This is a genomic window from Cupriavidus sp. 05T41, assembly GCF_056396525.1.
In genome coordinates, this window is record NZ_JBFTLQ010000072.1 from 1 (window position 1) to 26,091 (window position 26,091).

At 69.7% G+C, this 26,091-nt stretch carries 27 protein-coding genes; 15 read left to right on the top strand and 12 right to left on the bottom strand.

Features of this window, described 5'->3' with window-relative positions; translation table 11 throughout:
• The 5 genes from AC1DKV_RS30880 to AC1DKV_RS30900 all read right to left on the bottom strand — a co-directional run.
• The coding region (locus AC1DKV_RS30880) for a vWA domain-containing protein (RefSeq protein WP_477138752.1) at positions 1–1,694 on the bottom strand (1,694 nt) is incomplete at its 3' end.
• Positions 1,694–2,728: a vWA domain-containing protein gene (locus AC1DKV_RS30885; protein WP_477138753.1), complete on the bottom strand. Its 1,035-nt coding sequence runs from the start codon at positions 2,726–2,728 to the stop codon at positions 1,694–1,696. The genes AC1DKV_RS30880 and AC1DKV_RS30885, both read right to left, overlap by 1 nt.
• Entirely contained in the window at positions 2,715–3,248 is a 534-nt protein-coding gene (locus tag AC1DKV_RS30890; RefSeq protein WP_441619249.1) for a DUF4381 domain-containing protein, read from the bottom strand. Before AC1DKV_RS30890 ends, AC1DKV_RS30885 begins: the two co-directional genes overlap by 14 nt.
• 19 nt (positions 3,249–3,267) lie before the next feature.
• Entirely contained in the window at positions 3,268–4,209 is a 942-nt protein-coding gene (locus tag AC1DKV_RS30895) for a DUF58 domain-containing protein (RefSeq protein WP_477138780.1), read from the bottom strand.
• A 48-nt stretch (positions 4,210–4,257) separates the two neighbouring features.
• On the bottom strand, positions 4,258–5,256 hold the full coding sequence (locus tag AC1DKV_RS30900) for an AAA family ATPase (protein ID WP_477138754.1): 999 nt from the start codon (positions 5,254–5,256) through the stop codon (positions 4,258–4,260).
• A 313-nt stretch (positions 5,257–5,569) separates the two neighbouring features.
• Here AC1DKV_RS30900 and AC1DKV_RS30905 point away from each other — a divergent pair, with 313 nt between their 5' ends.
• From AC1DKV_RS30905 to AC1DKV_RS30915, 3 genes are all read left to right on the top strand, one after another.
• A complete protein-coding gene (locus tag AC1DKV_RS30905; RefSeq protein ID WP_477138755.1) occupies positions 5,570–5,962 on the top strand; it encodes a hypothetical protein in 393 nt (130 codons plus the stop codon).
• 179 nt (positions 5,963–6,141) lie between these two features.
• Positions 6,142–8,571 (top strand): carbohydrate-binding family V/XII, encoded by a 2,430-nt coding sequence (locus AC1DKV_RS30910; RefSeq protein WP_477138756.1) that lies wholly within the window; start codon positions 6,142–6,144, stop codon positions 8,569–8,571.
• 101 nt (positions 8,572–8,672) lie between these two features.
• Positions 8,673–9,167, top strand: a complete 495-nt coding sequence (locus AC1DKV_RS30915; protein ID WP_477138757.1) for a hypothetical protein — start codon at positions 8,673–8,675, stop codon at positions 9,165–9,167.
• Here AC1DKV_RS30915 and AC1DKV_RS30920 read toward each other — a convergent pair.
• Complete coding sequence (locus AC1DKV_RS30920; RefSeq protein WP_477138758.1) at positions 9,164–9,343, bottom strand: hypothetical protein; 180 nt, start codon at positions 9,341–9,343, stop codon at positions 9,164–9,166. The two genes, AC1DKV_RS30915 and AC1DKV_RS30920, sit on opposite strands and share 4 nt — an antisense overlap.
• 744 nt (positions 9,344–10,087) lie before the next feature.
• Here AC1DKV_RS30920 and AC1DKV_RS30925 point away from each other — a divergent pair.
• From AC1DKV_RS30925 to AC1DKV_RS30935, 3 genes are all read left to right on the top strand, one after another.
• On the top strand, positions 10,088–10,255 hold the full coding sequence (locus AC1DKV_RS30925; RefSeq protein ID WP_477138759.1) for a hypothetical protein: 168 nt from the start codon (positions 10,088–10,090) through the stop codon (positions 10,253–10,255).
• A gap of 257 nt (positions 10,256–10,512) precedes the next feature.
• Positions 10,513–11,241: an SDR family oxidoreductase gene (locus AC1DKV_RS30930; protein ID WP_477138760.1), complete on the top strand. Its 729-nt coding sequence runs from the start codon at positions 10,513–10,515 to the stop codon at positions 11,239–11,241.
• A 51-nt stretch (positions 11,242–11,292) separates the two neighbouring features.
• Positions 11,293–11,886 (top strand): 2-hydroxychromene-2-carboxylate isomerase, encoded by a 594-nt coding sequence (locus AC1DKV_RS30935; RefSeq protein ID WP_477138761.1) that lies wholly within the window; start codon positions 11,293–11,295, stop codon positions 11,884–11,886.
• Positions 11,887–11,910: 24 nt separating this feature from the next.
• On the opposite strand, the gene AC1DKV_RS30940 is transcribed toward AC1DKV_RS30935, so the two are convergent.
• On the bottom strand, positions 11,911–12,099 hold the full coding sequence (locus AC1DKV_RS30940) for a hypothetical protein (protein ID WP_441619233.1): 189 nt from the start codon (positions 12,097–12,099) through the stop codon (positions 11,911–11,913).
• A gap of 66 nt (positions 12,100–12,165) precedes the next feature.
• Between AC1DKV_RS30940 and AC1DKV_RS30945 the strand changes: the two genes are divergently transcribed.
• Positions 12,166–12,552, top strand: a complete 387-nt coding sequence (locus AC1DKV_RS30945) for a hypothetical protein (RefSeq protein ID WP_477138762.1) — start codon at positions 12,166–12,168, stop codon at positions 12,550–12,552.
• Between the two features lie 17 nt (positions 12,553–12,569).
• Here the strand turns inward: AC1DKV_RS30945 and AC1DKV_RS30950 are convergent, their stop codons facing one another.
• Positions 12,570–13,907, bottom strand: coding sequence for an AI-2E family transporter (locus AC1DKV_RS30950; RefSeq protein WP_477138763.1), 1,338 nt, complete (start codon positions 13,905–13,907; stop codon positions 12,570–12,572).
• A 297-nt stretch (positions 13,908–14,204) separates the two neighbouring features.
• Here AC1DKV_RS30950 and AC1DKV_RS30955 point away from each other — a divergent pair, with 297 nt between their 5' ends.
• Positions 14,205–15,083 (top strand): YihY/virulence factor BrkB family protein, encoded by an 879-nt coding sequence (locus AC1DKV_RS30955; RefSeq protein WP_477138764.1) that lies wholly within the window; start codon positions 14,205–14,207, stop codon positions 15,081–15,083.
• Positions 15,084–15,103: 20 nt separating this feature from the next.
• On the opposite strand, the gene AC1DKV_RS30960 is transcribed toward AC1DKV_RS30955, so the two are convergent.
• Complete coding sequence (locus AC1DKV_RS30960) at positions 15,104–15,859, bottom strand: sulfite exporter TauE/SafE family protein (protein ID WP_477138765.1); 756 nt, start codon at positions 15,857–15,859, stop codon at positions 15,104–15,106.
• Positions 15,860–15,991: 132 nt separating this feature from the next.
• Entirely contained in the window at positions 15,992–16,984 is a 993-nt protein-coding gene (locus AC1DKV_RS30965; RefSeq protein ID WP_441619223.1) for a LysR substrate-binding domain-containing protein, read from the bottom strand.
• A 181-nt stretch (positions 16,985–17,165) separates the two neighbouring features.
• Between AC1DKV_RS30965 and AC1DKV_RS30970 the strand changes: the two genes are divergently transcribed.
• The 7 genes from AC1DKV_RS30970 to AC1DKV_RS31000 all read left to right on the top strand — a co-directional run bounded on the left by AC1DKV_RS30970 (position 17,166) and on the right by AC1DKV_RS31000 (position 24,081).
• Entirely contained in the window at positions 17,166–18,533 is a 1,368-nt protein-coding gene (locus tag AC1DKV_RS30970; protein WP_477138766.1) for a D-serine ammonia-lyase, read from the top strand.
• 44 nt (positions 18,534–18,577) lie between these two features.
• A complete protein-coding gene (locus tag AC1DKV_RS30975; protein ID WP_441619219.1) occupies positions 18,578–19,558 on the top strand; it encodes a Bug family tripartite tricarboxylate transporter substrate binding protein in 981 nt (326 codons plus the stop codon).
• Positions 19,559–19,700: 142 nt separating this feature from the next.
• Complete coding sequence (locus AC1DKV_RS30980; RefSeq protein ID WP_477138767.1) at positions 19,701–20,924, top strand: DSD1 family PLP-dependent enzyme; 1,224 nt, start codon at positions 19,701–19,703, stop codon at positions 20,922–20,924.
• Positions 20,925–20,956: 32 nt separating this feature from the next.
• Complete coding sequence (locus AC1DKV_RS30985; RefSeq protein WP_441619288.1) at positions 20,957–21,112, top strand: hypothetical protein; 156 nt, start codon at positions 20,957–20,959, stop codon at positions 21,110–21,112.
• A gap of 346 nt (positions 21,113–21,458) precedes the next feature.
• Positions 21,459–22,916, top strand: a complete 1,458-nt coding sequence (locus AC1DKV_RS30990; protein ID WP_477138768.1) for a cytochrome ubiquinol oxidase subunit I — start codon at positions 21,459–21,461, stop codon at positions 22,914–22,916.
• Between the two features lie 2 nt (positions 22,917–22,918).
• On the top strand, positions 22,919–23,926 hold the full coding sequence (cydB, locus tag AC1DKV_RS30995) for a cytochrome d ubiquinol oxidase subunit II (RefSeq protein ID WP_477138769.1): 1,008 nt from the start codon (positions 22,919–22,921) through the stop codon (positions 23,924–23,926).
• Entirely contained in the window at positions 23,926–24,081 is a 156-nt protein-coding gene (locus AC1DKV_RS31000) for a DUF2474 domain-containing protein (protein WP_441619211.1), read from the top strand. Before cydB ends, AC1DKV_RS31000 begins: the two co-directional genes overlap by 1 nt.
• A 130-nt stretch (positions 24,082–24,211) precedes the next feature.
• On the opposite strand, the gene AC1DKV_RS31005 is transcribed toward AC1DKV_RS31000, so the two are convergent.
• Both AC1DKV_RS31005 and AC1DKV_RS31010 read right to left on the bottom strand, forming a co-directional pair.
• On the bottom strand, positions 24,212–25,216 hold the full coding sequence (locus AC1DKV_RS31005; protein WP_477138770.1) for a D-cysteine desulfhydrase family protein: 1,005 nt from the start codon (positions 25,214–25,216) through the stop codon (positions 24,212–24,214).
• Positions 25,217–25,323: 107 nt separating this feature from the next.
• Entirely contained in the window at positions 25,324–26,088 is a 765-nt protein-coding gene (locus AC1DKV_RS31010; RefSeq protein WP_441619207.1) for an SDR family NAD(P)-dependent oxidoreductase, read from the bottom strand.
• Positions 26,089–26,091: the final 3 nt, after the last annotated feature.

Consider the following 26,091-nt stretch of genomic DNA (forward strand, 5'->3'; position numbering starts at 1 on the left):
TATGGCGCCGCTCCGCGCGCGCCGGACGCCGGGGCCGCCGCCGGCGGCACGGGCGCCGGCTGCCGCGCTTCGATCTGGAACTTCTGCCGCAGGAAATCCGCCGGCGATACCTGCAGGTTGCGCATCCACAGCTCCGCGTTCTGTTGCTGCAGCCGGCTCATGTCCAGCTTGCCCTTCTTGCCGCCCTGCTCCTTGTTCTCGAACTCGACCTTGTCCGGCGGCAGGTCGGGCGCCTGTTCCTGGTCATCCTTGTCGTTCTTCTCCCGGGCGATCAGCGCCGCCACCAGCGCGCGGTTGGCCACGGCCTGCGCGAAGCCGGGGCGAGCCGCCAGCGCGTTGTCGTAGGCGGCAAGCGCGCGCGGGTAGTCGCGCAGGCGCGCGTAGCAATTGCCCATCATGAAGAAAGCGTCCGGCGTGTCCAGGCTCGCGAAGGCGGTCAGCGCTGCCGCATAGTCGCCCGCGCGGTAGCTGGCCCAGCCGCGCCACATGGGGTCCTGGAAACGGGCGGCGGCGCCGGCGAAGTCGCCGCGCTCGAAGCGCCGGCGGCCCTGCTGGTCCGGCGTGAAGAAGGCGCTGGCGATGGCGCTGGTGGTGGCGCTGGTGGTGGCGCTGGTGGTGGCGCCGGCCGGGCGGGAATCCGCGGCCATTGCCGGACGCGGCGCCTGCGCCAGCAGGCCCGCGAGCGTCGCAAGCCACAGCGGCAGCCAGCGTACCACCCAGCCGCGGCGGAACCACAATGCACCCAGCACGACGATGGGCACKGTGATGAGATAGCCGGCTTCCTTCCAGCGCACTTGCGCGTTCTTCTCCTGCGCGGCTTCCATATTGCGCACGGCGCGGCGCTGCACCCAGCGTATGTCGTCGTCGTCCAGCGTCAGGCTGGCCAGCGGAATATCCGCATCGGCAGACAGTGCCTTGAGTGCGGCAAGGTCCAGCGTGCCCCGCAGCGGCCTGCCCTGCGGGTCGGTGGCCACGCGGCCATCGGGGGTGCGGATGGGCCCGCCGCCCTCGGTGCCGGCCGCCAGCGCCAGCACCTGGATCTGGCCCGCCCGCGCCTGCGCGGCGAAGGCTRGAATCTGCGCGCGCTMGAATCCGTCGGTGATCAGGAGCACGGTACCGGCGGCCGACTCGCGCCTGAGCAGGCCATCCGCCAGCGTCAGCGCCGCCGCCGCGTTCTTGCCCGCGCCGGGCACCATGCCGGTGTCGAGCGCGTCCAGGAACAGCGCCATGAAGACCGGATCGTCGGTGGGCGGCACCACCATGTGCGCGCTGCCGGCATACACGACCAGGCCGGTGCGCGAGCCGGCGCGCAGCACCATCAGGTCGCGCACCTTCTGCTTGGCGCGCTCCAGCCGGGTGGGCGCCACGTCCACCGCGTCCATGCTGCGCGAGAGGTCGATGGCGATCACCATCGGCGCCTTGTCCTCGGCAAACGGCGGTGGCTCGCGCTCCCAGGCCGGCCCGGCCGCGGCAATGCCGATCAGCGCCAGCGCCGCGCAGGCGMCATGCACCGGCCGCAGGCGCGGGCCGCCGCCGCTGTCCACGATCAGCCGCGCCAGCAGATGCGGGGCGATCACGCCTTGCCAGCGGCGGCGCGGGTCCGAGAGCCGGTGCCAGGCGAAGGCGATGAGCGCGGCCGCGGGCACCAGCAGCAGCCACGGCGGGCGCAGGAAGTGAAAGGCCGACAGGTCCATCAGCGCCCCCCTGCGCGTGTTGCGGCCGCGCCCGGCTCCGGCGGMGGCTGGCCGCGCGGCCGCCGCGCGGCAGTCAGCAGCAGCATGACCGCGTGGTACAGCAGCAGCAAGATGCCGACCGCGCCCAGCGGGTAGCAGAAAAGGTCGCGCTTGGGCTGGTGCGACTGGCGCCTGACCTTGACCGGCGTGATGCGGTCCAGCGTAGCGTAGATCGCCTCCAGGCCGGCCAGGTMCTCGCCACGGAAGCTCTGCCCGCCGGTGCGCGCCGAGATGGCCTGCAGCGCAGCCAGGTCCACCTTGTTCTCGCCGMTGGCATTGAGGTSGCCGATACCGATGGTATGGATCACCAGGCCACGGTCCCTGGCCACCTGCGCGGCCTGCGCCGGCGGCACCTTGCTGGCGGTGTCGTTGCCGTCGGTCAGCAGGATCAGCACCTTTTCCTGCGCCGGCGACGCCTCGGTCATGCGCACCGCCACGCCGATGGCGTCGCCGATGGCGGTCTGCGGGCCGGCCATGCCGATCTGCGTTTCATMGAGCAAGGCCAGCACGCTGTMATGGTCCATCGTCAGCGGCGCCTGCGGGAAGGCGGCKACGCCGAACACCACCAGGCCGATGCGGTCCTGCTTGCGGCGCGCGATAAACCCGCGCACCACCTGCTTGACGGCGGTGAGGCGGTCCACGGCGCGGCCGTCCGCCCCGGTAAAATCGCGTGCCTCCATCGACTGCGAGAGATCGATGGCGAGCATCAGGTCGCGCGCGGGCTCGTCGCGCTCGATGGGCGGATCCACCCACACCGGCCTGGCCAGCGCGGCCACCAGCAGCACCCAGCACAGCGGCGCCAGCAGCCGCCGGGCCCAGTTGCCGCGCATCACCACCGCGCCGTGGGCGGGACGCTGGCCGCTGCGCTCGGCCATTTCCTCGAAGAACGGCACGCGCACCGCGGGCATGGTCTCCCGGTACGCCGGCAGCAACAGCCAGACCAGCAGCGGCAACGGCAGCAGCAAGGCCGCCCAGGGATGTTCAAAGGCGAGCATGATGCTGTCCGATCCAGTCGCGCAGCAGCGCCACCAGCGCCGTCACCTCGGCGGCCGCGGGCGGCTGGCTGCCGTAGGCCAGTTCCGGCAGCAGGCGCCCCGGCCCGCTGGTGAAGCTGCCCGCGCGCCAGGTGCCGTCCAGGTACGCCAGCCACGCCTGTGCCGACAGGCTGGCCACCTGCGCGCGCGGCGCGAACGCCAGCACCACGCGCTTGACCAGCGCCGGCAGCGCCGCCAGCGCGCCGGCGCGGCTGTGCTCGTCGGCCAGCATGGCTTCGATCCGCGCCAGCTCGGCCAGCGCTTCGCGCCGGTAGCGACTGGCCTGGCGGCGACGGTACACGCGCCACGCCAGCAGCGCCAGCACCGTCAGCAGGAGCGCGGCCAGCACCGCCCAGCCCCAGGTCTGCGGCAACCATGAGACCGGCGCGGGCGTGGGGATCTCCTGCAGCGCGGACAGCGTGGCATCGGCAGGCGCGGCGCCGGGGCTGCCGGCAACGCTGGCGCGGATCAGCTCTGCCATGGCCGTGCGCGCCGTGCGCTCATGGCCGCGGCGCCTTGCCGCGCGGGGCCAGGCGTCCCAGCAGGTGGCGCAACTGGGCCAGCGCCTCGCCCTCGGTATCGATTGCCATCATCGGCACGCCACTGCGCTTGAGCAGCGCGGTGACCTCGTGCAGGCGGCCGGTGAAGAAGGATTCGATCGGMTCGCGCACGGTCCTGGCGCCCATGTCCAGCTCKACCTGCAACTCGCCCTCCGTCACCACCATGCGCCCGGTGTGGTGCGGTACGGCCTGGAACATCGGGTCGAACACCAGCGCGGCGATCACGCTGTTGTGGCTGGACAGCTGGCGCAGCAGATCCTGCGTGCGTTGCCCGGCCCCGGCGAAATCGCTTACCACGCAAACCAGGTGGTCATGCGCCGCCACCTGCAGCGCGCGCTCCAGCGCGCGGTCGAGCTGGCCATAGACGGGCCGCGCCGTGCTGCCGGCATGCAGCGCCTGGTTCATGCCGGCCACCGCGCCCAGCACGGCCTGCACGCGCGCGCGGCTGCGCAGCGGGCGCACCAGCGTGGTGTCGCTGTCGTTGAAGACCACGGCGCCCACGCGGTCGCCGGCCTGCAGTGCCATCCACGCGCACAACGCGGCGAACTCCGCCGCCAGCACGGATTTCATGGCGCGCCGCGAGCCGAAGAACATCGGCATGCGCTGGTCCACCACCAGCAGCACCGGCAGGTCCCGCTCTTCGGTGTAGGCGCGCACCAGCGCGCGCCCGGCGCGCAGCGAGGCGCGCCAGTCGAGATGGCGGATATCGTCGCCCTGCCGGTAGCCGCGCAATTCCTCGAAATTCAGCCCGCGCCCGCGGATGCGCGAGCCGTGCTTGCCCGCCAGCACGCTGGCGTGCGGCTGGCGCATGGTGAAGCCCAGATCGCGCACGGCGTGCTCGAGCCGCGCCAGGTGCGCGACATCCACCCACACCGTGCCGATCTCCGCTGCCGTGCGCGCCGCCTCCGTGGCCACCTGGGTTCCCCGTTGCTAGGCCGGCACGGCCACGCTTTGCACCAGCTTGCGCACCACCGCATCGGCATCCACTCCGTCSGCGTTGGCGTCGTAGGACAGGATCAGCCGGTGGCGCAGGGTGGGCAGCGCCATCGCGCGCACATCGTCTGGCGTGACATGATCGCGTCCTTCGAGCCAGGCATGGGCGCGCGCGGCGCGGTCCAGCGCGATGCCGCCGCGCGGGCTGGCGCCCAGCGCGATCCATTTGGCCAGCGCCTCGTCATAGCGGGCCGGCGCGCGGCTGGCGTTGACCAGGTCGACGATGTAGCGGTCGATCGCGTCGGCCACGTGAATGGCGCTGATTTCCGCGCGCGCCGCGAAGATCGCGGCCTGTGGCACGCGCCGTGGCGGCGGATTCTCGCCCGCGGGCGCATCGGCCGGGGCCGGCCCCTCGCCACGCTCCTCCGCGCRCACCAGGCGCAGCACCTCGCGCTCATCGTCGGCGGCAGGATAGGTGATCAGCACCTTCATCAGGAATCGGTCCATCTGCGCCTCGGGCAACGGATAGGTGCCCTCCTGCTCGATCGGGTTCTGCGTGGCCAGCACCATGAACAGCGGGGGCATCGGATGCGTGGTGCCGCCCACCGAGACCTGGCGCTCCTCCATGGCTTCGAGCAAGGCGGACTGCACCTTGGCCGGGGCGCGGTTGATCTCGTCGGCCAGCACGAGGTTGCCGAACACCGGGCCCGGCTGGAAGCGGAAGCTGTTGCGCCCGCCTTCCTGGTAGAGCACGTCGGCGCCGGTGATATCGGCCGGCAGCAGGTCCGGGGTGAACTGGATGCGGCGCATCTGCGCGTCCAGGCTGGCCGCCACGCTCTTGACCATGCGCGTCTTGGCCAGGCCGGGCACGCTCTCCAGCAGCAGGTGGCCGTTGGCCAGCAGGCCGATCACGATCTGGCGGATCACCTCGCCCTGCCCCTTGATGGCCCCCTCGACATGGCGCTGCAGCGCCGCCATTGCCTCTCTTGCGCTCATTTGCCGCTCTCTCGTCAGGACGCACGGACGCAAATCGGGCCGGCGCCGTATCAGGCACTGGCGAGCAGCATGGCATATCGCCTGTCGTGCCGGGTACTGAAATCTTTCGGCGTGGTTATGTCGCTTTTTGTACTGGATGTGAAAGTTTTCACTCGGGCGCGCACCGGCATGCGGATGGCATAAGGTAGCAGGACGCGATGAAAACGTGACGAGCGCGGGACTCCGCACGCGTGCGGGCTTCGCGCCGTCTGTATCCGGACGCGTCCCGCGCCCTTCGATCCATCGAACCACCCACGACAAAAGGACTGCATCCATGACACCGCGCCAGTTGTTCCGAACTTCGCTGGCATGTGCCGCCCTGCTGGCCCCGGCCGCGCCCGCGCTCGCCTACTTCGACACATTCGTCAATGCCACGGTGATCGGCAAGATGAGCCAGAAGGAATCCGCCGCACTCGCCAAGAGCGTGGGCGAGATCCTCAACACCGGCGCCGACGGCGCCGTGGTGCCCTGGAACTATCCCGCCACGAGCGGCCGCCGCGCCATCGAAGGCTCGCTCACGCCGCTGCGCTCCAAGACCGACCAGGGCCAGTCCTGCCGCCTGCTGCGCACCCAGCTCAAGCGCGATGGCCTGGAAGACAACTGGACCGGCTGGTTCTGCAAGCAGAGCGACGGCCGCTGGAAATMGCGCAAGGTGAGCAACGAATAGGCGCCACGCCACCGCGCGCCACGCGCGCCCGGATCGACGAAGCGCTCCGGGCCGTCTGACCCAGGCAGGGGCAATGCCCGCGCCATGGGTGGCCGGGCGGCGCTTGCCGCGCCCGGCCAGGCTGGGACTATCGCCCGCTGCCGGCCAGCCTGCTGGATTTGCCGACAAGGAGCCGCACCATGCCAGCCACCGCCGCCACGCCGGCCACCGCGCGCCTGCGCCTGCTGCTGATTGCCGCCTGCCTGGCGCTGGGCATGCCGCCGGCACAGGCGGCCAATCCGCCCCGGACAGCCGCGCCGCTGACCTGGCCGCGCAACTTCGACGCGGCCAGCCAGCATATCGAGATGTACCAGCCGCAGATCGAGCAATGGGACGGCGACMGCMTCTMCGGCCGCGCCGCGGTGGCGGTGGGGGCGAAGAACGGCACGCCGACCTACGGCGTGGTGCGCTTCTCCGCGCATGCCGATATCGACAAGGCATCCGGCCTGGTGCAGATGCGCGCGATCCAGGTGGACAGCGTCGACGTGCCGACCAATCCCGAGGCGGCCGGCCAGGTGCGGCAGGCGCTGCTGGCGCGCCTGCCGCCGGCCGGGCTCACGGTGCCGCTCGATGAACTGCAGGCCAGCTACGCGGCCTCGCAGGAAGTCGCCAGGGCCTCCGGCGTGGCGGTGAAGAACGACGCGCCGCGCATCGTCTTCGCGCCCGTGCCCACGCTGCTGGTGCTGGTCGATGGCGAGCCGGCCTGGCGCGAGGCCGGCGGCACGCGCTACCAGCATGCCCTCAACAGCCGCGCCCTGCTGCTGCGCGACAGTGCCGGCCAACTCTACCTGCAGGCGGCCKGCTACTGGTACGGCGCCGCCGCGCTCGGCGGGCCGTGGCAGATGATCGCCAGCCCGCCGCAGGCGCTGGTCACCGCCGCTGGCAAGGCCCAGGCCGGCGCCAAGGCCGATCCGATGCTGCCGGCCGACGGCAGGCGTCCCGCCGCCCCGCCCGCCATCCTGGTGGCGACAGGCCCCACCGAGCTGATCGTCACCGATGGCGCGCCCAAGTTGTTGCCGGTGGCCGGCGTCAGCCTGCTGACCGTGAGCAACACCGACCGCGCGGTGTTCGTCGACCCCGCCAGCAACCGCTACTACGTGCTGGTCTCGGGGCGCTGGTTCGCCGCGCCGGGTGTCGACGGGCCGTGGCAGTTCGTGCCGGGCAGTGCATTGCCCGCGGACTTCGCGCGCATCTCGCCCCAGGATCCCAGGGCCAACGTGCTGGTTTCCGTGCCGGGCACGCCGCAGGCACGCGAGGCGCAGATCGCGGCCACCATTCCGCAGACAGCGGCGGTAGCGCGCGCCAAGGCCACGCTGACGGTCGGCTTCGACGGCTCGCCGCGCTTCGCGCCGATCGAGGGCACCTCGCTGAACTACGCCGTCAACGCCGCCACGCCCGTGATCCAGACCGACGCAGAGCACTTCTACGCAGTGGCCAACGGGGTCTGGTTCACCGCCGCCGGCCCGACCGGCCCCTGGCGTGTCGCCACCGAGGTGCCCGGCGCGATCTACACCATCCCGGCCAGCTCGCCGCTGCATTACGTCACCTATGTCCGCATCTATTCGGTCGCGCCCGATACCGTGGTAGTGGGCTACACGCCCGGCTACATGGGTGTGGTGATCAGCGCCGACGGCACCGTGGTGTACGGCACGGGCTATGTCTATCCGGCCTATGTGGGCTCGGTCTACTACGGCTATCCGCCCACCTACGGCTACGGCGCGGGCTTTGCGCTCGGCGCCGCGGAGGGCTTCGCCTTCGGCTTCGCKGCAGGGGCGTTCTGGGGCGCGGCGTCACCCTACTGGGGACCGTACTGGTGGGGCGGGGGCTACAACTGGAACTACGTCAACGTGAACCAGGCCAACTTCTACGGACGCTGGGGACAAGGCACGGTGACCCATGCCTCGGGCTGGGACGCCTGGACCGGCACGCAATGGCGCGGCACCGCAGGCGCCGGCTACAACCCGGCCACCGGCGCCCGCTTCCAGGGCAGCGCGGGCGCCGCCTTCAACCCGTACAGCGGCAATGCCGCGGCCGGGCGCCAGGGCTCGTTCTACAACCCGTCCACGGGCAGCGCCGGCGCCGGGCGCGGCGGCATCGCCGGCAATGAATACACCGGCAACTACGCGGGCGGGCGCCAGGTGGCCGGCTACAACGCGCAGACCGGGCGCGCCGGCGCGGCCGAGTTCGGCGTGGCCGGCAATACCCAGACCGGCCAGCGCGAAGCCGGCAGCAAGGGCTTCGTGGTCAACCGCGGCCAGGGCAACGGCGTGGCCTGGAACAACGGCGACGTCTACGCCGGACATGACGGCAACATCTACCAGCACACCCAGGACGGCGGCTGGCAAAAGCACACCTCGGGCGGCTGGGAGCCGGTGCAGCCCGATGCCAATGCCAACGTCGGCGGCCAGCTGGAGCAACAACGCCAGGCGCGCGACCTGGGACAGCAGCGCTTTGGCCAGACTGCTCGCCAGTGGGGCGGCGGCGCGGGCAACCMCGGCGCCAGCTTCGGCGCGCGCGGCGGCGGGCGGCGCATGGGCGGCTTCCACGGCTTCCACGGCTTCCACCGCTAGCGCGGCAGCTTGCGCGCATCCCTGCATCCCCCATTCCGGGGATGCGCGGCGGCGCATGGCGGCCGATACTCTGCTTGTCGAGTGCCCCGGAGGAGCCAGCCATGGACCGCCGAACCCTGCTGATTGCCGCCCCCGCGGTCCTGATCGCCGGCCGGATGGCCGGTGCCAGCGCGCAACCAGGCGAGGCAGCGCCCTTCCACGCCACCGCCGAATCCCGCATCACCCTGCTCTACCTCGGGCAGGCCAGTTGCCCGCCATGCCGAGGCTATGAAGCGGAATACTTCGGGCGCATGGACAAGATGGCGAAGTCGTTTCCGGAGTTCCGGGAAATCGACTATGTGAAGCTGAGCCTGGGMAGCGGCAAGGCCGTCGTCACCGCCGGCCTGCTGCCTGACCACCTCAAGTGGGTTGCCACCGAGACGCGCGACGGCCACGCGATCATCCAGAACGCCTATGGCACGCCGTTCTTCGCCGCCGTCGTGGACCACGAAGTGTGGGCGCAGGGCCCCGCTGTGTCCGGGCTCGAAGGCKAKGTGCTGCCGGCCCTGCGCCGCGCGGTGCAGGAACGGGCACGCAGCGCGCGGGTACCCAGCTAGTGGCGCGTATGCGGGTCGCTCKGGTCGGGTTCGCKGCGCTCGCGCTCGCGCCGCTGCTGGCTGCGGGCAAGCTCCTTGCTGACGTCCTGGGCAAGCTGGCGCATGTCGGCCACGCGCGCGTCGAGTTCGTTGGGAAAGATGTCGTGTGCCAGGTTGACCTTGAGGGTGAAGGACATGATGTGGCTCTGTTGGTATGGAGTTCGTCGATGAGTGCGCATGCCTGACGCTGGCGTGGCCGGATCGACCGGGTCGCCTGTGTCGCCTGCGGCACCCTGGCTCGCTGTGGCGCTAGAACCCGCCTTGGAAACGGCAGGTTGTCACGGTATCGCGAACCTCTTTGCTACCAGTATGGGATATCGCACGCAGGTTTTCCTTTGATGTTGTTTATCGGTGCGATAGGCATCGACCCCGCGCTGGAATGTGGTGTCGCGGACCGCGCCGGGATCCCCAGGCCMGCTTCCCGCCCGGAGGGCAACCCGCGCCATCCCGGCAGGCGAAGCGGCCAGCGCGTCCCCCGCCCGGACGATGCGTCGGTGCGACGCCGAACATGGTCCCCGCGCGGGCCCATGCGATCCTCGGGACCGCGGCCGGCGCCGCTGCCAATGGCATGCAAATACCKGCAAATGCACGGAAAAACGCGCATGGGAGGCCGACGTGGCATCAATGCTGCTGTCGTGCCKCGCGCTGCCCGGCTGGTCCCGGACGTGCCCAGTGGCGGCTTCCGGCTTCGTGGTGCGCGCGTCGGCACTTGCAACGGCCTTGATCGCGGTCCGCGACGGGTTCTCCACCGGGCACGGCAGGCTCTGGCACCCGTCGCAGACGATCCGCGACAGCCTTGCCGCCAGGGCACGGGCAGACGCTGCGCACGGGCGAGCGCGGMAGTATCGCCGTGCCGCTGGCATGGGGGAGAAACACTGCGCGTGGACGTGGCTGCCGCCGGCCTGCGGCTGCTCCTGTCGGACGAGCCGCTGGCCGTCGTGCGGCTGCGCCGCAATAGCGCATCCAGCCAGCCGGACGCCGCCGGTCAGCCCGGCGGCTCCCATGAGCGGATCCACGCCCGTGGTGGCGAAGCCCCCGCGCCTGGCTAGCGCGCCGCTGGCTGCTATCACACGCTCGCGCGTGGCGGCTTTGTGGATTGCGGAATCACGCAGTGCTGTTCCTGGGGGGGCGGGGTATGGTGCCAAGGCTTGACGCCGGCCGCATTCGTACCATAAAGTTCGCTTACTAAACGATCGTTCAGCTTAGGGCAGATTYGCCGCCACAGCAAGGCGGCGCACCGCGCAGCGACGAAAAAAACCGCCCGGGGTCCTGCCCGGGCGCAATATCGCAGACTGGAGACAATGCAATGACCAACAAGAAAGCCGTTCTGGTGGTGGGTGCGGGCGACGCTACGGGCGGCGCCATTGCGCGCCGCTTTGCGCGCGAAGGCTATATCGCCTGCGTCACGCGCCGCAATGCCGACAAGCTTGCGCCGCTGGTGGAGCAGATCCGCGCCGAGGGCGGCGAGGCGCACGGCTTTGCCTGCGACGCGCGCAAGGAAGAAGACACCGTGGCGCTGATCKAGCGCATCGAGCGCGAGATCGCGCCGCTGGAGGTGGCGATCTTCAATATCGGCGCCAACGTGCGCTTCTCCATCCTGGAGACCACCTMGCGCGTGTACTTCAAGGTCTGGGAGATGGCCTGCTTCGGCGGCTTCCTGATGGGACGCGAGGCCGCCCGCGTGATGCTGCCGCGCGGCCACGGCTCGATCTTCTTCACCGGCGCCACGGCCAGCCTGCGCGGGCGCGACGGCATGAGCGCCTTCGCCGGCGCCAAGCATGCGCTGCGCGCACTGGCGCAGAGCATGGCGCGCGAACTTGGCCCGAAGAATATCCACGTGGCGCACCTGGTGGTGGACGCCGCCATCGACACCGACTTTATCCGCTCGAACTTCCCCGACCGCTATGCGGCCAAGGACAACGACGGCATCGTCAATCCCGAGCACATCGCCGATACCTACTGGATGCTGCACMAGCAGCCGCGCGACGCCTGGACCCACGAACTGGACATCCGCCCGTGGATGGAGACCTGGTGAGCATCGGCGCAAGAGAATGTCCGCCAGGAAAACCATGAACGGAGACAACAGATGAGCAAGCAGGTCACCTTCTATTTCGATTTCGGCAGCCCCTACTCTTACCTGGCCTACAAGGAGCTGCCGCGCGTGGCGCAGCGCACCGGCGCGCGGATCGACTGGCAGCCCATCCTGCTCGGCGGTGTGTTCAAGGCCACCGGCAACCACAGTCCCGCGGAGATTCCCGCCAAGGGCCGCTGGTCAAACACCGATACCGCGCGCTGGTCGAAGCGCTACGGCGCCAACCTGCAGCAGAATCCGCATTTCCCGATCAACACGCTGGCGCTGATGCGCGCCGCGAAGGGCTACCAGCTGCGCGACGAAGCCGCCTTCCACCGCTATGTGGAGGCCATGTTCGCCGCCATGTGGGAGCAGCAGCGCAACCTCAACGATCCCGCCGAGATCGGCGCGGCGCTGGCGGCGGCCGGCCTCGACCCGCGCGAGGCCTTGAAGATGATCGAGGACCCCGTCGTCAAGGACGCCCTMAAGCAGGCCACCGAGGCGGCAGTGGCGCGCGGCCTGTTCGGTGTGCCGAGCTTTGTCGTCGGCGACKAACTGTTCTGGGGCAACGACCGACTGCTGTTCGTGGAGGAAGCGCTGGGCGCGTGAAGGCACGCCAGCGCCGGCCGCGCGTCAGAACGCGGGCAGGATGGCACCCTTGAACTGCCTGGCCAGGAAGTCGCGCACCTCCTGCGACTGGTACGCCGTCACCAGCGGCTTCACCCATGGCGCAGCAGCGCGGTTGCCATTGGAGGGATCGTTCTGGATGCCGACCTTGGCGCCTTCCGGCAGCGCGTGTTCGCCTAACGATATGCGCGGCATGCACCGTGCGTGGCGGCCAGGTCCGGTAGAATTGCGCTCCCTTCGCGGCACCCTGTACGGCAAGCCATGACGCAAACCCCACCGGCATCGCCTGCCGCACCTGACTACCGGATCCTGTTCGCGTTCAGCGCCGCCGCGGGCACCGTGCTCGAGATCAAGCGCCTTGGCCTGCCCGCCGAGGCGCCGCGCGCGCGCAAATACCAATGGCTGTGGCTGGACGGCGAAAGCCAGCCCATGTGCGTGCGGCCGCTGCGGTTCGTATCGATGCGCGAAGACGAAGGCGCGGCGCTGCCTCACGAGCGCGTCTTCGCCKAAGGCGTGTTGCGCTTCGGCGCGCAAGCGGCTGAACTGATCCTGGCAGGAGAAGGCACGCTGCGCTTGCTAGCGTGCGAGCCGCAGGCGCTTTCGCCGGCGGCGGCGGCGCTGGTGACGCAGTTCGCGGCCCCCGCTTGAGACAGCCCCGGCCGCGCTCACTCGCCCAGGAATTCGGCCAGCACCTCCATGCCTTCCACATGATCGGCCACCACCTTGGCGATCACCGCGATGGGAATGGCCAGCAGCACGCCCCAGGCACCCCATAGCCAGGTAAAGAGCAGCAGCGCCACGAACACCGCCACTGCATTCATCTTCGCCATGCGGCCCGTCATCCAGGTAGTGACCACCGAGCCGATCAGCGTGGCGATCAGCAGCGAGCCGCCGGCCGCCAGCGCGGCCAGGCCGAAGGCACCGCCGGTCTGCATGAAGGCGGCCAGCCCGATGCACACCGCGATCAGCGCCGCGCCGAAATACGGCACCAGGTGCAGCGCCGCCGCGGTCAATGCCCAGGTGCCGGCGTTATCGAGGTGCAGCCACTTCAGCAACAGCCACGTCAGCATGCCCACCATGGCATTGGCGACCAGCAGCATCACCATATAGCCCTGGATCTGGCGGTTGATCTCGTCGAGCATATGCACGCTGATCTTCTTCTGCGAGAGCGTGGTACCGGCCATCTTGACGAACTTGCGCTTGAACATATCGCCCGAKACCAGCATGAAGAAGGCCAGGAACAGCACCACCGCAGCCTGTGCCAACAAGGCGAGGATGCCCATCGATCCGGCCACCAGCATATTCGTCATGGCGTCGCCCGAGCGCTCCACGACGACSTGCGGCGTGCGGGCCGGCKGCGGCTGCCCGGTGCCCGCCAGCACCGTGGCCGCGCGGCGGACCTTCTGCACCATGGAGTCGTCGCCGCTGAGCAGCGCGCCTAGCGAACGCGAAAGCTTGGTGGCCACCTCCGGCAGGCGGTCCACCAGCCCTGCTGCCTGGTCCTGCAGCAGGTAGGCGCAGCACACCACGCCGGAAAGCATGGCCAGCAGCACAAGCGATGCGCCGATCACCCGCGGGATGCGGCGGCGGAACAGGAAGGTAACCAGCGGATCGAGCATATAGGCGATCACGATCGCCAGCACCACCGGKATCACGAAAGCGCTGGCAAGATGAAGCGTATAGAGCGATGCAAGCACGGCCAGGATGACGAGGGCCTGTTCGCCGCGGCCACCTGCAGCCACGGGAGCGGCGGCCGGCCCGGCGAGCGTCTCTGCGGGTGTGGCTGCCGGCGCCTCGGGCGGTGCATTGCCGCTGTCAGGCAGGCCGACGGCTTGCGCCGCCCCGGCTGCCTGCGCCGCTGGCGCGGTGGCGGTGGCCTCGCCAGGCGCAGCKGCGGCGGCGGCCGCGGCATTGGCATCGGCCGCCGATTGGGCCGCCGATTGGGCCGCCGATTGCCGCTGCCTGAGGCGGAGATGGCTGAGCGAAGGCAKGGAAAAGGGCATGGCGACAGGCGTGGTGGCGATGGGAGGGGCTGATGACTGGGGCTGGGCTTGGGCTGATGGCTGGAGCMTTCTTCCCAGCATAGCCCCGCCGGTCCCCATTGCTGTCGGAGAATGCCGCCCGCCCATGTAGGACAAGCTCGTCTTGCCCTTGTACGCGTCATGCACCACATTGAACATTGACTGGAACTTCAAGGGCAAGGCGGCGCTTTGCGCCGGGCCAGGCGCGCCCGCCGCCGCATGCCTGCGCCGCGCCGCTTCCGCACTTTTTGCGGCCCGAACAATCACAGCCCCTTCGCCATGCCCATCCTCGATGCGCGCGCCCGGCTGGTACTGAAGCACCCGGGCGCCTTCATGCTGCGCACGCTGCGGCATTTCCGCGCCAACCAGGGCTTGCTGCTGGCCGGCGCGGTGGCTTACTACGCCCTCCTGTCGATCGTGCCGCTGCTGATCCTGATGGTGATCGCGCTGTCCCACGTGATCGAGCCGCAGGCATTGCTGCGCACCTTGTCGCGCTACCTGGAATGGCTGGTGCCCGGGCAATCGCGCGCGCTGATCGCCGAGCTGGCGAACTTCCTGGACAACCGCGGCGTGATCGGCTGGGTGCTGCTGGCGAGCATGATCTTCTTCAGTTCGCTGGCGTTMACGGTGCTGGAGAACGCCATGTCGGTGATCTTCGAGCACCGCGTGGCAATCCGCCGCCGCCACTTCATGGTGTCCGCGGTGCTGCCCTACTGCTATATCGTCGTGCTCAGCCTCGGCCTGCTGCTGGTGACGGTGGTGTCGGGCTCCCTGCAGGCCTTCGGCCAGCGGCATGTGGAGGTACTGGGGCACGACTGGTCGCTGGACCGCCTCTCGGGCAGCCTGCTGTACCTGCTCGGCCTGGCGGGCGAGATCCTGATGCTGACCTCGATCTACCTGGTGATGCCGGTGGGCCGCCTGTCATTGCGGCATGCGCTGCTCGGCGCCGTGACCGCGGCGGCGCTGTGGGAGATCTCGCGCCACGTGCTGGTGTGGTACTTCACCACGCTGTCGCAGGTCAGCGTGGTGTACGGCTCGCTGGCCACGGCCATCGTGGTGCTGCTCAGCCTGGAGATCGCCGCCACGCTGCTATTGCTTGGCGCGCAGGTGATCGCGGAATTCGAGCGCAGCGGCAACGATGAGCCCTTCCACACCTGAGCGACCTGAGCGGCTACGGCTTAGTGCATGGCTCCGAGCAGCCTGGGCAACGAGGCCGCCAGCAGCGCCACGCCCGAGGCCGTCAGCAGGCTCAGCACGATGCGACGGAAAGCGATCTCGCTGATGCCGATATACAGGCGCGCGCCCAGGATGCTGGGCACCAGCATGGCCGGCCCCACCACCAGGAACATCGGCAGCATGTCGCGCGTGACGATGCCGGTGCCGACGTAGGTCGCCATCGTCACCGCCAGCGTGGCCAGGTTGAAATTCTGGATGATGGCGCGCTGCTCGTCCTTGGGCAGTCCGCGCAGCGTGCACCACAGGGTGGGAATCACGCCGGTGAAACCGCCGATGCCGCCCATGATGCCGCCGGCGGCGCCGATCAGGCCATCGGCCAGCCGTCCGCCGAAGCGGATGCGCGGCAACTGCGCGGACATCAGCATGAGCGGGCACCACACCGCCAGCAAGGCGCCCAGGCAGGCCTTGAAGACATTKGCATTGAGCACCGGCAGGATGGCCACCCCGATGGGAATGCCGACAATACCGCCGGCCACGAAGGGCAGCAGCTGGCGGAGCGAGAAGCTGCGCCGCACCGTGATGGCCGCCACMACCTGCCCGGTGAGCGAGCCGAACACCGCCATGGCCGCCGCCAGGCGCGGCTCGACCGTCCACACCCAGAACGACATGGCCACCATGCCGAAGGCAAAACCGGACAAGCCCTGCACGWAGCCGGCCACGACGGCGCCCAGCGCCACGATCACGAGAGGAAAGTCCATCTGAACCCAGGATAGCGGCGGCGGCCTGGCTTGCCGCGTCGCCGCATGTGCGCTGCGCGCATCGCGCGAAAGCCGCAAACTATGCCGATAATCGGCCCGCTTGTCATCCGTGGCTGTGCATGCCGCAGCGCATCAGGCGCGCCGCCGTGCCCCGGGGCCGCCGGGCGGGCGGCGCGCCCGGATATCGAGCACCTTGGCCCGCGCGGTATCGAAGCGCGCACCCTCGGCCGCCAGCCAGTCTTCCACCATGGCGATATGTGGCGTCTGGCCGTGCGCGCTGACAAAGAAGTAGGACGCCTGCGAGCGGGCATGGATGCCGAACAGGTCGACCAGCCGCCCGGCCTCGATATCCTCCAGCACCAGCGCCGAGCGGCCCATGGCGATGCCCTGCCCCGCCAGTGCCGCCCCCACCGCGAGCTGGGACAGGTTGAAGCGCTGCCCCGCGTCCAGGCCCGTCACCTCGGCCCCGGCCATGCGCAGCCAGTGCAGCCACTCGTCGAACGGCTGCGCGCCGTCCCAGGGGCTGGTGTCGTGCAGCAGCCACGCGCCCTTGAGGTCGCGCGGGGCGCGCAGTTCGGGATGCGCGGCCACGAAGGCGGGGCTGGCCACCGGCAGCAGCCATTCATCGAGGAACAGGCGGGCCTTGAGGTCGTCGTAGCCGCCCAGGTCGAAGCGCACCGCGGCGTCGATGCCGTCGCGCACCATGCGGCCGCGGTCCAGCGCGTGGAACTCGCCATAGACGCGCAGGCCCACCTGCGGATGATCGCGGAAGAAATCGCCCAGGCGCGGGGTCAGCCAGCGCATCGCGAACGACGGCGCGCAGCTCAGCGCGATGGGACCGGACTCGCGCGGCTTGCGCAGCTGCGTGAGCGTGCCCTCGATGGCCTGGAAGGATTCGCGCAGCACGAAGCGCAGCCGGTCGCCCTCGGGCGTGAGCACCAGCGCGCGCGGCGTGCGCAGGAAAAGCGGCCGGTCCAGCCATTGCTCGAGTTGCTTGACCTGCTGGCTGACGGCGCCCTGCGTGACGCAGAGCTCGGCGGCGGCATGGGTGAAGTTGCAATGTCGCGCGGAGGCTTCGAAGCAGCGCAGCCAGCTCAAGACGGAAGACGACAGCAGAGTGCTCACGGGACGGACTCACGGTAAAGCGGCGCGCCCGGCGCACCGGACCGACGACATGCACCCGCATGGGGAACAGATCGCATCGCCATTAGTAATACTRATGCCTGGCTAAATATAAATGGATTGTCACGGCGCCGGCCGGGACCAACAATGAAGCCATTCCGAAACGCAGCAGGCACCCACCTCCATGCATGCATCCGCAGCCGCACCCCAAMCACTGTTCTCCGATGCGGGCCTCGCCGGCCTGAGCACCGCCACACCCCTGCTGTGGTGCAATCCCGGCCGCACCGACGCGCCACCGGCGGCGCAGCCCGCAGGCGAGCGCAGCATTAGTCTAGCTGATATCAGGGCGGCACAGGCACGCTTGCGCCGCTTTGCGCCGTTGCTGGCCACGCTGTTCCCAGAGCTGGCGCGGACCGGCGGCACCATCGAATCGCCGCTGCTGGCGGCCCCCGGCATGCAGCAAGCCCTGGGATTGCCGCACGAACTGGGCCGCCTTTGGATCAAGGCCGATCACAGCCTGCCGGTGGCCGGCTCGATCAAGGCGCGCGGCGGCATTCACGAAGTGCTCGAATTTGCCGAGACGCTGGCCCTGGAACACGGCCTGGTCGGCCCCGGCCGCGACGCACCCCCGGATTACCTGGCGCTGGGCGCGCCGGCGGCGCGCGCGCTGTTCKGGCGCTACCAGGTCGCGGTCGGCTCCACCGGCAACCTCGGACTGAGCATCGGCGTGATGGCCTCGGCGCTGGGTTTTCGCGCCGCCGTGCATATGTCGGCCGACGCCAAGGCATGGAAGAAGGCGCGCCTGCGCAGCCGCGGCGTGGAAGTGGTGGAGCATGCCGGCGACTACGAAGAAGCCGTGGCCGCCGGCCGTCGCCAGGCGCAGCATGACCCGTTCACCTACTTCGTCGACGATGAGCGTTCGCTGTCGCTGCTGCTGGGCTACGGCGCCGCGGCGCTGCACCTGCGCKAGCAACTGGCCGCGCGGGACATCCTCGTGGATGCCGCGCACCCGCTCTTCGTCTACCYGCCGTGCGGCGTGGGCGGCGCGCCGGCCGGCATCACCTTCGGCCTGCGCCAGCTGCTTGGCCCGCATGTGCATTGCTTCTTCGCCGAGCCCACGCAATCGCCCTGCTTCCTGGTGCAGATGGCGGCGCAGGACGGTAACCCCTCGGTCTACGATGCCGGCCTCACCAACCTCACCGAGGCTGACGGCCTGGCCGTGCCGCGCGCCTCCGAACTCGCGGCCGGCGTGATGCGGCCGCTGCTGTCCGGCGTCTTCACGGTGGCGGACGACACGCTGTTCCGGCACCTCGCGCTGGCATGGCGCAGCGAAGGCGTGCGCATCGAGCCCTCCGCCGCGGCCGGCTTCAGCGGGCCGCGCATGCTGTGCGAAAGCGAAGCCGGGCGCGCTTACCTGGCCCGGCACCAGCTGGACGCCGTCATGCCGCAAGCCATGCACCTGGTGTGGACCACCGGCGGGCTGTTCGTGCCGCAGGCCGAATACCAGGCCTTCCTCGACAAGGCTGCCGCGCTGGCGCGCCAGGCGCGCTGATTCTGTTCCGATCCACGACAACCCCGACCCGCAGGAGAGCCAGCATGACATCCTTCCAACCCATCAAGCTTGCATGGCTGGCCGCCTGCTGCCTGGCGGTCCCCGCCGGCAGCGCGCTGGCCGATACCTACCCTTCGCGTCCGATCCAGATGGTGATCCCCTTCCCGCCGGGCGGCGCCACCGACGTGATCGGCCGCCTGCTGGCCAAGAAGCTGGGCGACCGGCTGGGCCAGACCGTGGTGATCGACAACCGGCCGGGCGCCGGCACCATCGTCGGCGCCGGCATCGTCGCCAAGGCCGCGCCCGACGGCTACACGCTGCTGGTGAGTTCCGGCACCACGTTTACGGTCAACCCGGCCATCCATCCCAAGCTGCCCTACGATCCGCTCAAGAGCTTCGAGCCGATCGGGCTGACAGGGCGCACCGGGCTGATCCTGCTGGCCAACCGCGACGTACCGGTCAACAACCTCAAGCAACTGGCGGCAGCGGTCAAGGCCGCGCCGGGCAAGTTCTCGTATGGCTCCTTCGGCAGCGGCACCACGGCGCAGTTCGCCGGCGAGATGCTGCTCAACGACCTGGGCATCAAGATGCTGCACGTGCCGTACCGCGGCAGCTCGCCCGCCATGACCGACCTGATCGGCGGGCAGATCCCGTTCTCAGTGGACACCGTGGCGGCCGCGGTGCCGCAGATCCGCGCGGGCAAGGTCAAGGCCATCGCCATCACCACCGCGAAGCGCTCCAGCCTGCTGCCCGAAGTGCCGACCGTGGCGGAAAGCGGCTTCCCCGCCACCGACATGGACACCTGGCTGGCGGTGGTGGCGCCACGCGGACTGCCGCCCGAGGTCAAGGCACGCCTGGAAAAGGCGCTGGCCGATACCATGGCCGACCCGGACACCCGCAAGAAGCTGCTCGACAACGGGTTCGAGCCTGCCTACGGCAATGCGGCCGAAGTGACCGCGCTGATCACGAAGGAGCTGCCGCGCATGCGGGCCATTGCGCAGCGCGCCAATATCCAGGCCGACTGATGGCGCCAAGTGTCGAGGCGGGCGCGGTGACCGGCGCGGCGGCACGCTGGTTTGACAGCGCCCGCCCGCGCGCCACATCATCGCAGGCACGGCCGCCCGCCGGCGGCGCCATGCCAACCGAACGACACCAGACAGGCCTTCCATGACAACTACCGCTTCCGCTTCGCCATCCCCGCAGATGCCTTCGGCCCTGGCCGCCCTGCAGCTCGCGCCGGCCGCCGTGGCCGGGCAGCCGATGACCGCCATCGACACGCCCGCGCTGGTGCTCGACCTGGACGCATTCGAGCGCAACGTGGCGCACATGCAGCAGGCCGCCGACCAGGCGGGCGTGCAGCTGCGCCCGCATGCCAAGGCGCACAAATGCCCGCAGATCGCACTGGCGCAGATCGCGCGCGGCGCGGTYGGCATCTGCTGCCAGAAGGTCAGCGAGGCGCTGCCCTTCGTGCAGGCGGGAGTCAGGGACATCCATGTCAGCAACCAGATCGCCGGGCCCGCCAAGGCCGCGCTGCTGGCGCAGCTGGCCGTGCATGCGCGCATGAGCGTGTGCGTGGACGACGCCCGCCAGGTGCAGGCGCTGGCCGCCGCCGCGGCACAGGCCGGCAGCACCATCGGCGTATTCGTGGAGATCGACGTGGGCCAGGGCCGCTGCGGCGTGTCCGGCGCGCCCGCCGCGCTGCAACTGGCGCAGGCGATCGGCGMGCACGCGCAGCTGGAATTCCGTGGCCTGCAGGCTTATCACGGCGGCATCCAGCATGTGCGTGACTACGCCGCGCGCCGCCAGGCCGCGGCCGATGCCGCCAGGCGCACCGCGGCCGTGGTCGCGGCGCTGGCCGAAGCCGGCGTGACCTGCGCCACGGTCACCGGCGGCGGCAGCGGCAGCGTGGAGTTCGACCTGCACAGCGGCGTCTATACCGAGATCCAGCCCGGCTCGTACATCTTCATGGACGGCGACTATGCCCGTAACAACTACTGCGGGCCGCTGCGCTTCGAGCACAGCCTGTTTATCGCCAGCAGCGTGATGAGCGTGACGGCCGCCGCGGCGCCCGCGCCGGCTACCCCCCGCGTGGTGGTGGATGCCGGGCTGAAATCGATGGCGGTCGATTCCGGGCTGCCGCTGATATGGGGCAGCGACGGGCAAGACTTTGCGCTGGCCTATGTGGCGGCCAACGACGAGCACGGCATCGTGGAAGCGCTGCCCGCGCCGGGCGCGCGCTCGGCGCCGGTGCTGCCGGCACTGGGCAGCCAGGTGCTGCTGGTGCCCGGCCACTGCGATCCCACCCTCAACCTGTACGACGAGATGATCGGCGTGCGCGGCGGCACGGTCGCCTGCCTGTGGCCGGTGGCCGCGCGCGGGCTGAGCCGCTAGCCACGCGGGCTTCAGTCACAACCCCATCCACCATGACCCGGAACGACGGCTTGCCAGCGCAGGCCGCCGTGGCGCTGCGCCGCATGATCGGCAGCAAGGAGATCTCTCCCGTACAGCTGCTGGAGGCGTGCCAGGCGCGGGCCGCCGAACACGCCGTGCTCGGCGGTGCGCGGCCAGCACCACTTTGAGCGCAGCAAACTGATACGGTCTTTTTTCAAGTCGTTGCTTCTGTTATCCACGCCGGCCTGCCGGTAGCATGTTGTCCATGGCATGCGCCGGGCGCGCTCCGCGCCCCGGTTGCGAGCCCAACTCATGGCTTTCGCACATGGACATCCCCGCTTCAGGCCTGCCCGCMCGGGCAGGCTCCCCGCTCGCTTCCGCCCTGCCGTACCAGGGGCCATCTCCCGGCGCTGGCCGCCGCCACGCACAAGCGTCCTTCAACGCGCTCCCGGCGTGGTCTACGCTATCCCTACGCGTTACCGGGTGCGATGGACCAGCCACCCCGGGCAACCACCGCATCACGGAGACCACGCCATGTTCGGCCTGAGCGCGCTCGACCTCGCCCGCATCCAGTTCGGGTTCACCATCTCGTTCCACATCATCTTTCCCGCCATCACCATCGGCATGGCGAGCTACCTGGCGGTGCTGGAGGGCTGCTGGCTGCGCACGAAGGATCCGGTGTATCGCGACCTCTATCACTTCTGGTCCAAGATCTTCGCGGTCAATTTCGGCATGGGCGTGGTGTCCGGCCTGGTGATGGCGTACCAGTTCGGCACCAACTGGAGCTTCTTCTCGGACTTCGCCGGCAGCGTGACCGGCCCGCTGCTCACCTACGAGGTGCTGACCGCGTTCTTCCTCGAAGCCGGCTTCCTCGGCGTGATGCTGTTCGGCTGGAAGAAGGTCGGCCCCGGCCTGCACTTCTTCGCCACCCTGATGGTGGCGCTCGGCACGCTGATCTCGGCGACCTGGATCCTGGCCTCGAACAGCTGGATGCAGACGCCGCAGGGCTACGAGATCATCGACGGCCGCGTGGTGCCGGTGGACTGGCTGCGCGTGATCTTCAACCCGTCCTTCCCCTACCGGCTGGCGCATATGAGCGTGGCGGCATTCMTCGCCACGGCGCTGTTCGTCGGCGCCTCCGCGGCCTGGCACCTGCTGCGCGGCCGCGATAACCCGGCGATACGCAAGATGATGTCGATGGCGATGTGGATGCTGCTGGTGGTGGCACCMGTGCAGGCCGTGATCGGCGACATGCACGGCATCAACACGCTGGCGCATCAGCCTGCCAAGATCGCCGCGCTGGAAGGCCACTGGGAGAACCGTGGCGACGAACCGCTGCCGTTGATCGTGTTCGGCTGGCCCGACATGGCGCGCGAGGAGACCCGCTTCGCGGTGGAGGTCCCGCGCCTGGGCAGCCTGATCCTGACGCACAGCCTGGACGGCCAGATCGCCGGCCTKAAGGAATTCCCGCCGCAGGACCGGCCCAATGCCACCATTTTGTTCTGGAGCTTMCGCGTGATGGTGGGGCTGGGCATGCTGATGATCCTGCTCGGGCTGTGGAGCCTGCTGCTGCGCCGTGGCGAAGCTCTCTACCGCGCGCGCGCCTTCCTGCGCATGGCGCTGTGGATGGGACCGGCCGGGCTGGTGGCCCTCCTGGCAGGCTGGTTCACCACCGAGATCGGGCGCCAGCCCTGGGTGGTCTACGGCGTGATGCGCACCGCCGATGCCGTCTCGCCGCACGGCGCGCCGGAGCTGGCGCTGACGCTGGCCTTGTTCGTCGTGGCCTACTTCTTCGTGTTCGGCGTGGGCATCGCCTACATGATGCGGCTGGTGCGCAAGGGGCCGGTCATGCATGAAGGCGACGACGACGCCGAAGAGAGTMCCCACCCGGCGCGTACGTCGGCCCACACGCCGKCCCGCCCGCTGTCCGCCGTCGACGACCCCGGGGACGTGCCCGGCACGGCCGCCGCATCCACGCATTCCCGGAGCTGACCATGGGCATCGACCTCTCCCTGATCTGGGCCGTCATCATTTTCTTCGGGGTGATGATGTACGTGGTGATGGATGGCTTCGACCTCGGCATCGGCATGCTCTATGCCTTCGTGCCGGACCGCCATGACCGCGATGTGATGATGAATACAGTGGCGCCCGTGTGGGACGGCAACGAGACCTGGCTGGTGCTGGGTGGCGCGGGCCTGCTGGCCGCCTTCCCGCTGGCCTACTCGGTGGTGCTCAGCGCGCTCTACCTGCCGCTGGTCCTGATGCTGCTGGGCCTGATCTTCCGCGGCGTGGCGTTCGAGTTCCGCTTCAAGGCCAACGACCGCGAGCGCCATGTCTGGGACAAGGCGTTCATCTGCGGCTCGCTGGCCGCGGCCTTTTTCCAGGGCGTTGCGCTGGGGGCCTATATCRACGGCATCCGCGTCAGCGGCCGCGCCTTCGCCGGCGGCCCGCTGGACTGGCTGCATCCCTTTCCGCTGTTCTGCGGGCTTGGCGTGGCGGTGGCCTACACGGTGCTGGGCAGCACCTGGCTGATCATGAAGACCGAGGGCGAACTGCACCAGCGCATGCTGCACCTCACCGGCAGACTGGCCTGGGCCTTGCTGGGCGTGATCGCCATCATCAGCATCTGGACCCCGCTTGCCCATGCGCGCATCGCCCAGCGCTGGTTCAGCCTGCCCAACCTKATCTGGTTCGCGCCGGTACCGCTGCTGGTGTTGCTGTGCATGTACCGGCTGGTGCGGTCGCTGGCCGCGGATGCCCACCTCGCGCCCTTCATGTACACGCTGGCCCTGGTYTTCCTGGGCTACAGCGGGCTGGCCATCAGCGTGTGGCCGAATATCGTGCCGCCCGGCATCACGATCTGGGATGCCGCCGCGCMGCCGCAGAGCCAGGGCTTTACGCTGGTGGGGGCGTTGTTCATCATTCCTTTCATCCTGATGTACACGGTGTGGGCGTACTACGTGTTCCGTGGCAAGGTCAAGCACGGAGAGGGGTATCACTGATGGCGGCGCGACGGCGCGGGCACCCGCGGGCGCCGCGCGGCTGGCTGGCGCGGATCGGCTGGATGCTGGCGATCTGGGGGATCAGCGTGGCGGGGCTGGGACTGGTGGCCCTGGCGATCCGCGCGCTGATGCGGCTGGCGGGGATGCACGGATGAGTGCGCCCCGCGCGGCGCGGCGACGCGTCGGCCGAGCGTTCGCTATTGCCGCCGCGGGCGATGCCATGGCAATGGTTGTCCGCGCCTGCCGCGATCCGGCCGGCTGCGGCCGCCAGCGGCGGCGCTTGCGCTAGAAGATGCTCCGGTAGGCAAACAGCGAAGGCACGCCGCCGCTCATGACGAACAGGATCTGCTGGCCTTTGCGATATCGTCCGGCCCTGACGTCATGGACCAGGCCGGCAAACGCTTTGCCGMTGTAGACAGGATCGAGCAAGATGCCCTCTTGCGTGGCGACAAGGCGCAAGGCGTCGACCATGCCTGCGGTGGGCTGGCCATAGCCGGGTCCGAACTGGCTGCCGTCCACGTCCACGGATTCGGCCGCAACGCCGAGCGCCGGATCGAGCAGCGCCAGGGTCTGCCTTGCCTTGGCAAGCGTGTCCTCGCGCGCCTTCTCGAGCGGTGCCAGCACCGAGTAGCCGGCAACGCGCGCTGCCGGACGGCCGCAGGCGATCTCCCCCGCTATCAGCCCGGCCTGCATGCCGCCGCTGCCGTTGGCCACCAGGATGCGATCGAAKGACAGGCCGCGCGTACTGGCTTCGTCGTMGATTTCCACGGCGCATGCCGMGTAGCCCAGGMAGCCGGTCGGGCTGGAGCCGCCCAGCGGGCAGACGTAGACGCGACGCCMTTGCGCGCGCAGCGCCTCGGCGCGCTGGTTGGCATACCCCAGCGCGTCGGAGCCCGCCGGCAGGTCATGCACGCGCGCCCCGAACAGGTCGTCGAGCAGCACGTTCCCGCTATTCACGTAGTCGGCGTCCTCACGCGGGACCAGGCGTGCAAGGATCAGCTCGCATGCCAGCCCCGCCTTTGCCGCGGCCGCGGCGGTCAGCCGTGCGTGGTTCGATTGCCTTCCGCCCACCGTGATGATGGTATCGGCACCGTCCGCCAGTGCCTCCCCGACCAGGTATTCGAGCTTCCTGAGCTTGTTTCCGCCTCCGCCCAGGCCGCCGATATCGTCCCGCTTGACGAAAATATCGGCGCCGCCAAGGTACTGGCTCAGCCGTGGCAGATGCTGGATCGGCGCCACGCCTTCGCGCAGGGTGTAGCGAGGGAAACGGGATAGGTCGATTGCCGTCATGTCTTGCGTCTTGCCCGAAAGAAAGACACCGAGAATAGCGCCAATCCCGACGGCACGCTCGCGCCGGCCTGCGCGACGACGGCGGTGCTCAGCGCACGCGAAAGCGCTTACGCCGACAGGCCGCCATCCACGCCGATGCTCTGCCCGTGGATGAAGCGCCCGGCCGGCGAGGCCAGCAGCACTGCCAGCCCGGCCACATCCCTGGCCTCGCCGATGCGGCGCATGGGAATGCCGGCCGCCAGCCGCGCTTCCTGCTCCGGATTTCCCCACAGCGCCTCGCGCGAGAACTCGGTGCGCACCGGGCCCGGATTGATGGCATTCACATTGATGCCATGCGGGCCAAGTTCCTGCGCCAGGCTGCGCACGGCCTGGTCGGTCGCCCCCTTGGTGATGCTGTAGAGACCMAGCATGGCCGAGCCGCGCTTGGCCGCGATGCTMGACATGAACGTGATKGAGCCGTCGCCGCGMGCGATCATCTGCGGCGCCAGGGCGTTGACCAGCACCAGGTTGCCGCGCACATTGCCGGCCATGGCCTGGTCGAACAGGTCCGGTCCCTGCGTCAGAAGCGAACCCACCTCCGCGCTGGCCGCCGCGTTCAGCACCAGCACATCGACGCGGCCGAAGGCGGCCAGTGCCTGCTCGGCGAAGGCGCGCACGCTGCCGACATCGGCGATGTCGCAAGCGATTCCCCTGGCCTTGAAGCCTTCGGCTTCGAGCGTGGCGGCGACTGCCGCCGCGCCAGCCTGGTCGCGGCCCGACACCACCAGGGCGGCGCCGGAGGCACCGAGCGCGCGGGCCATTTCGAGGCCCATGCCTTTGGTGGAGCCGGTGATGACGGCCACGCGGCCAGTGAGATCGAACAGATTCTGCATGAA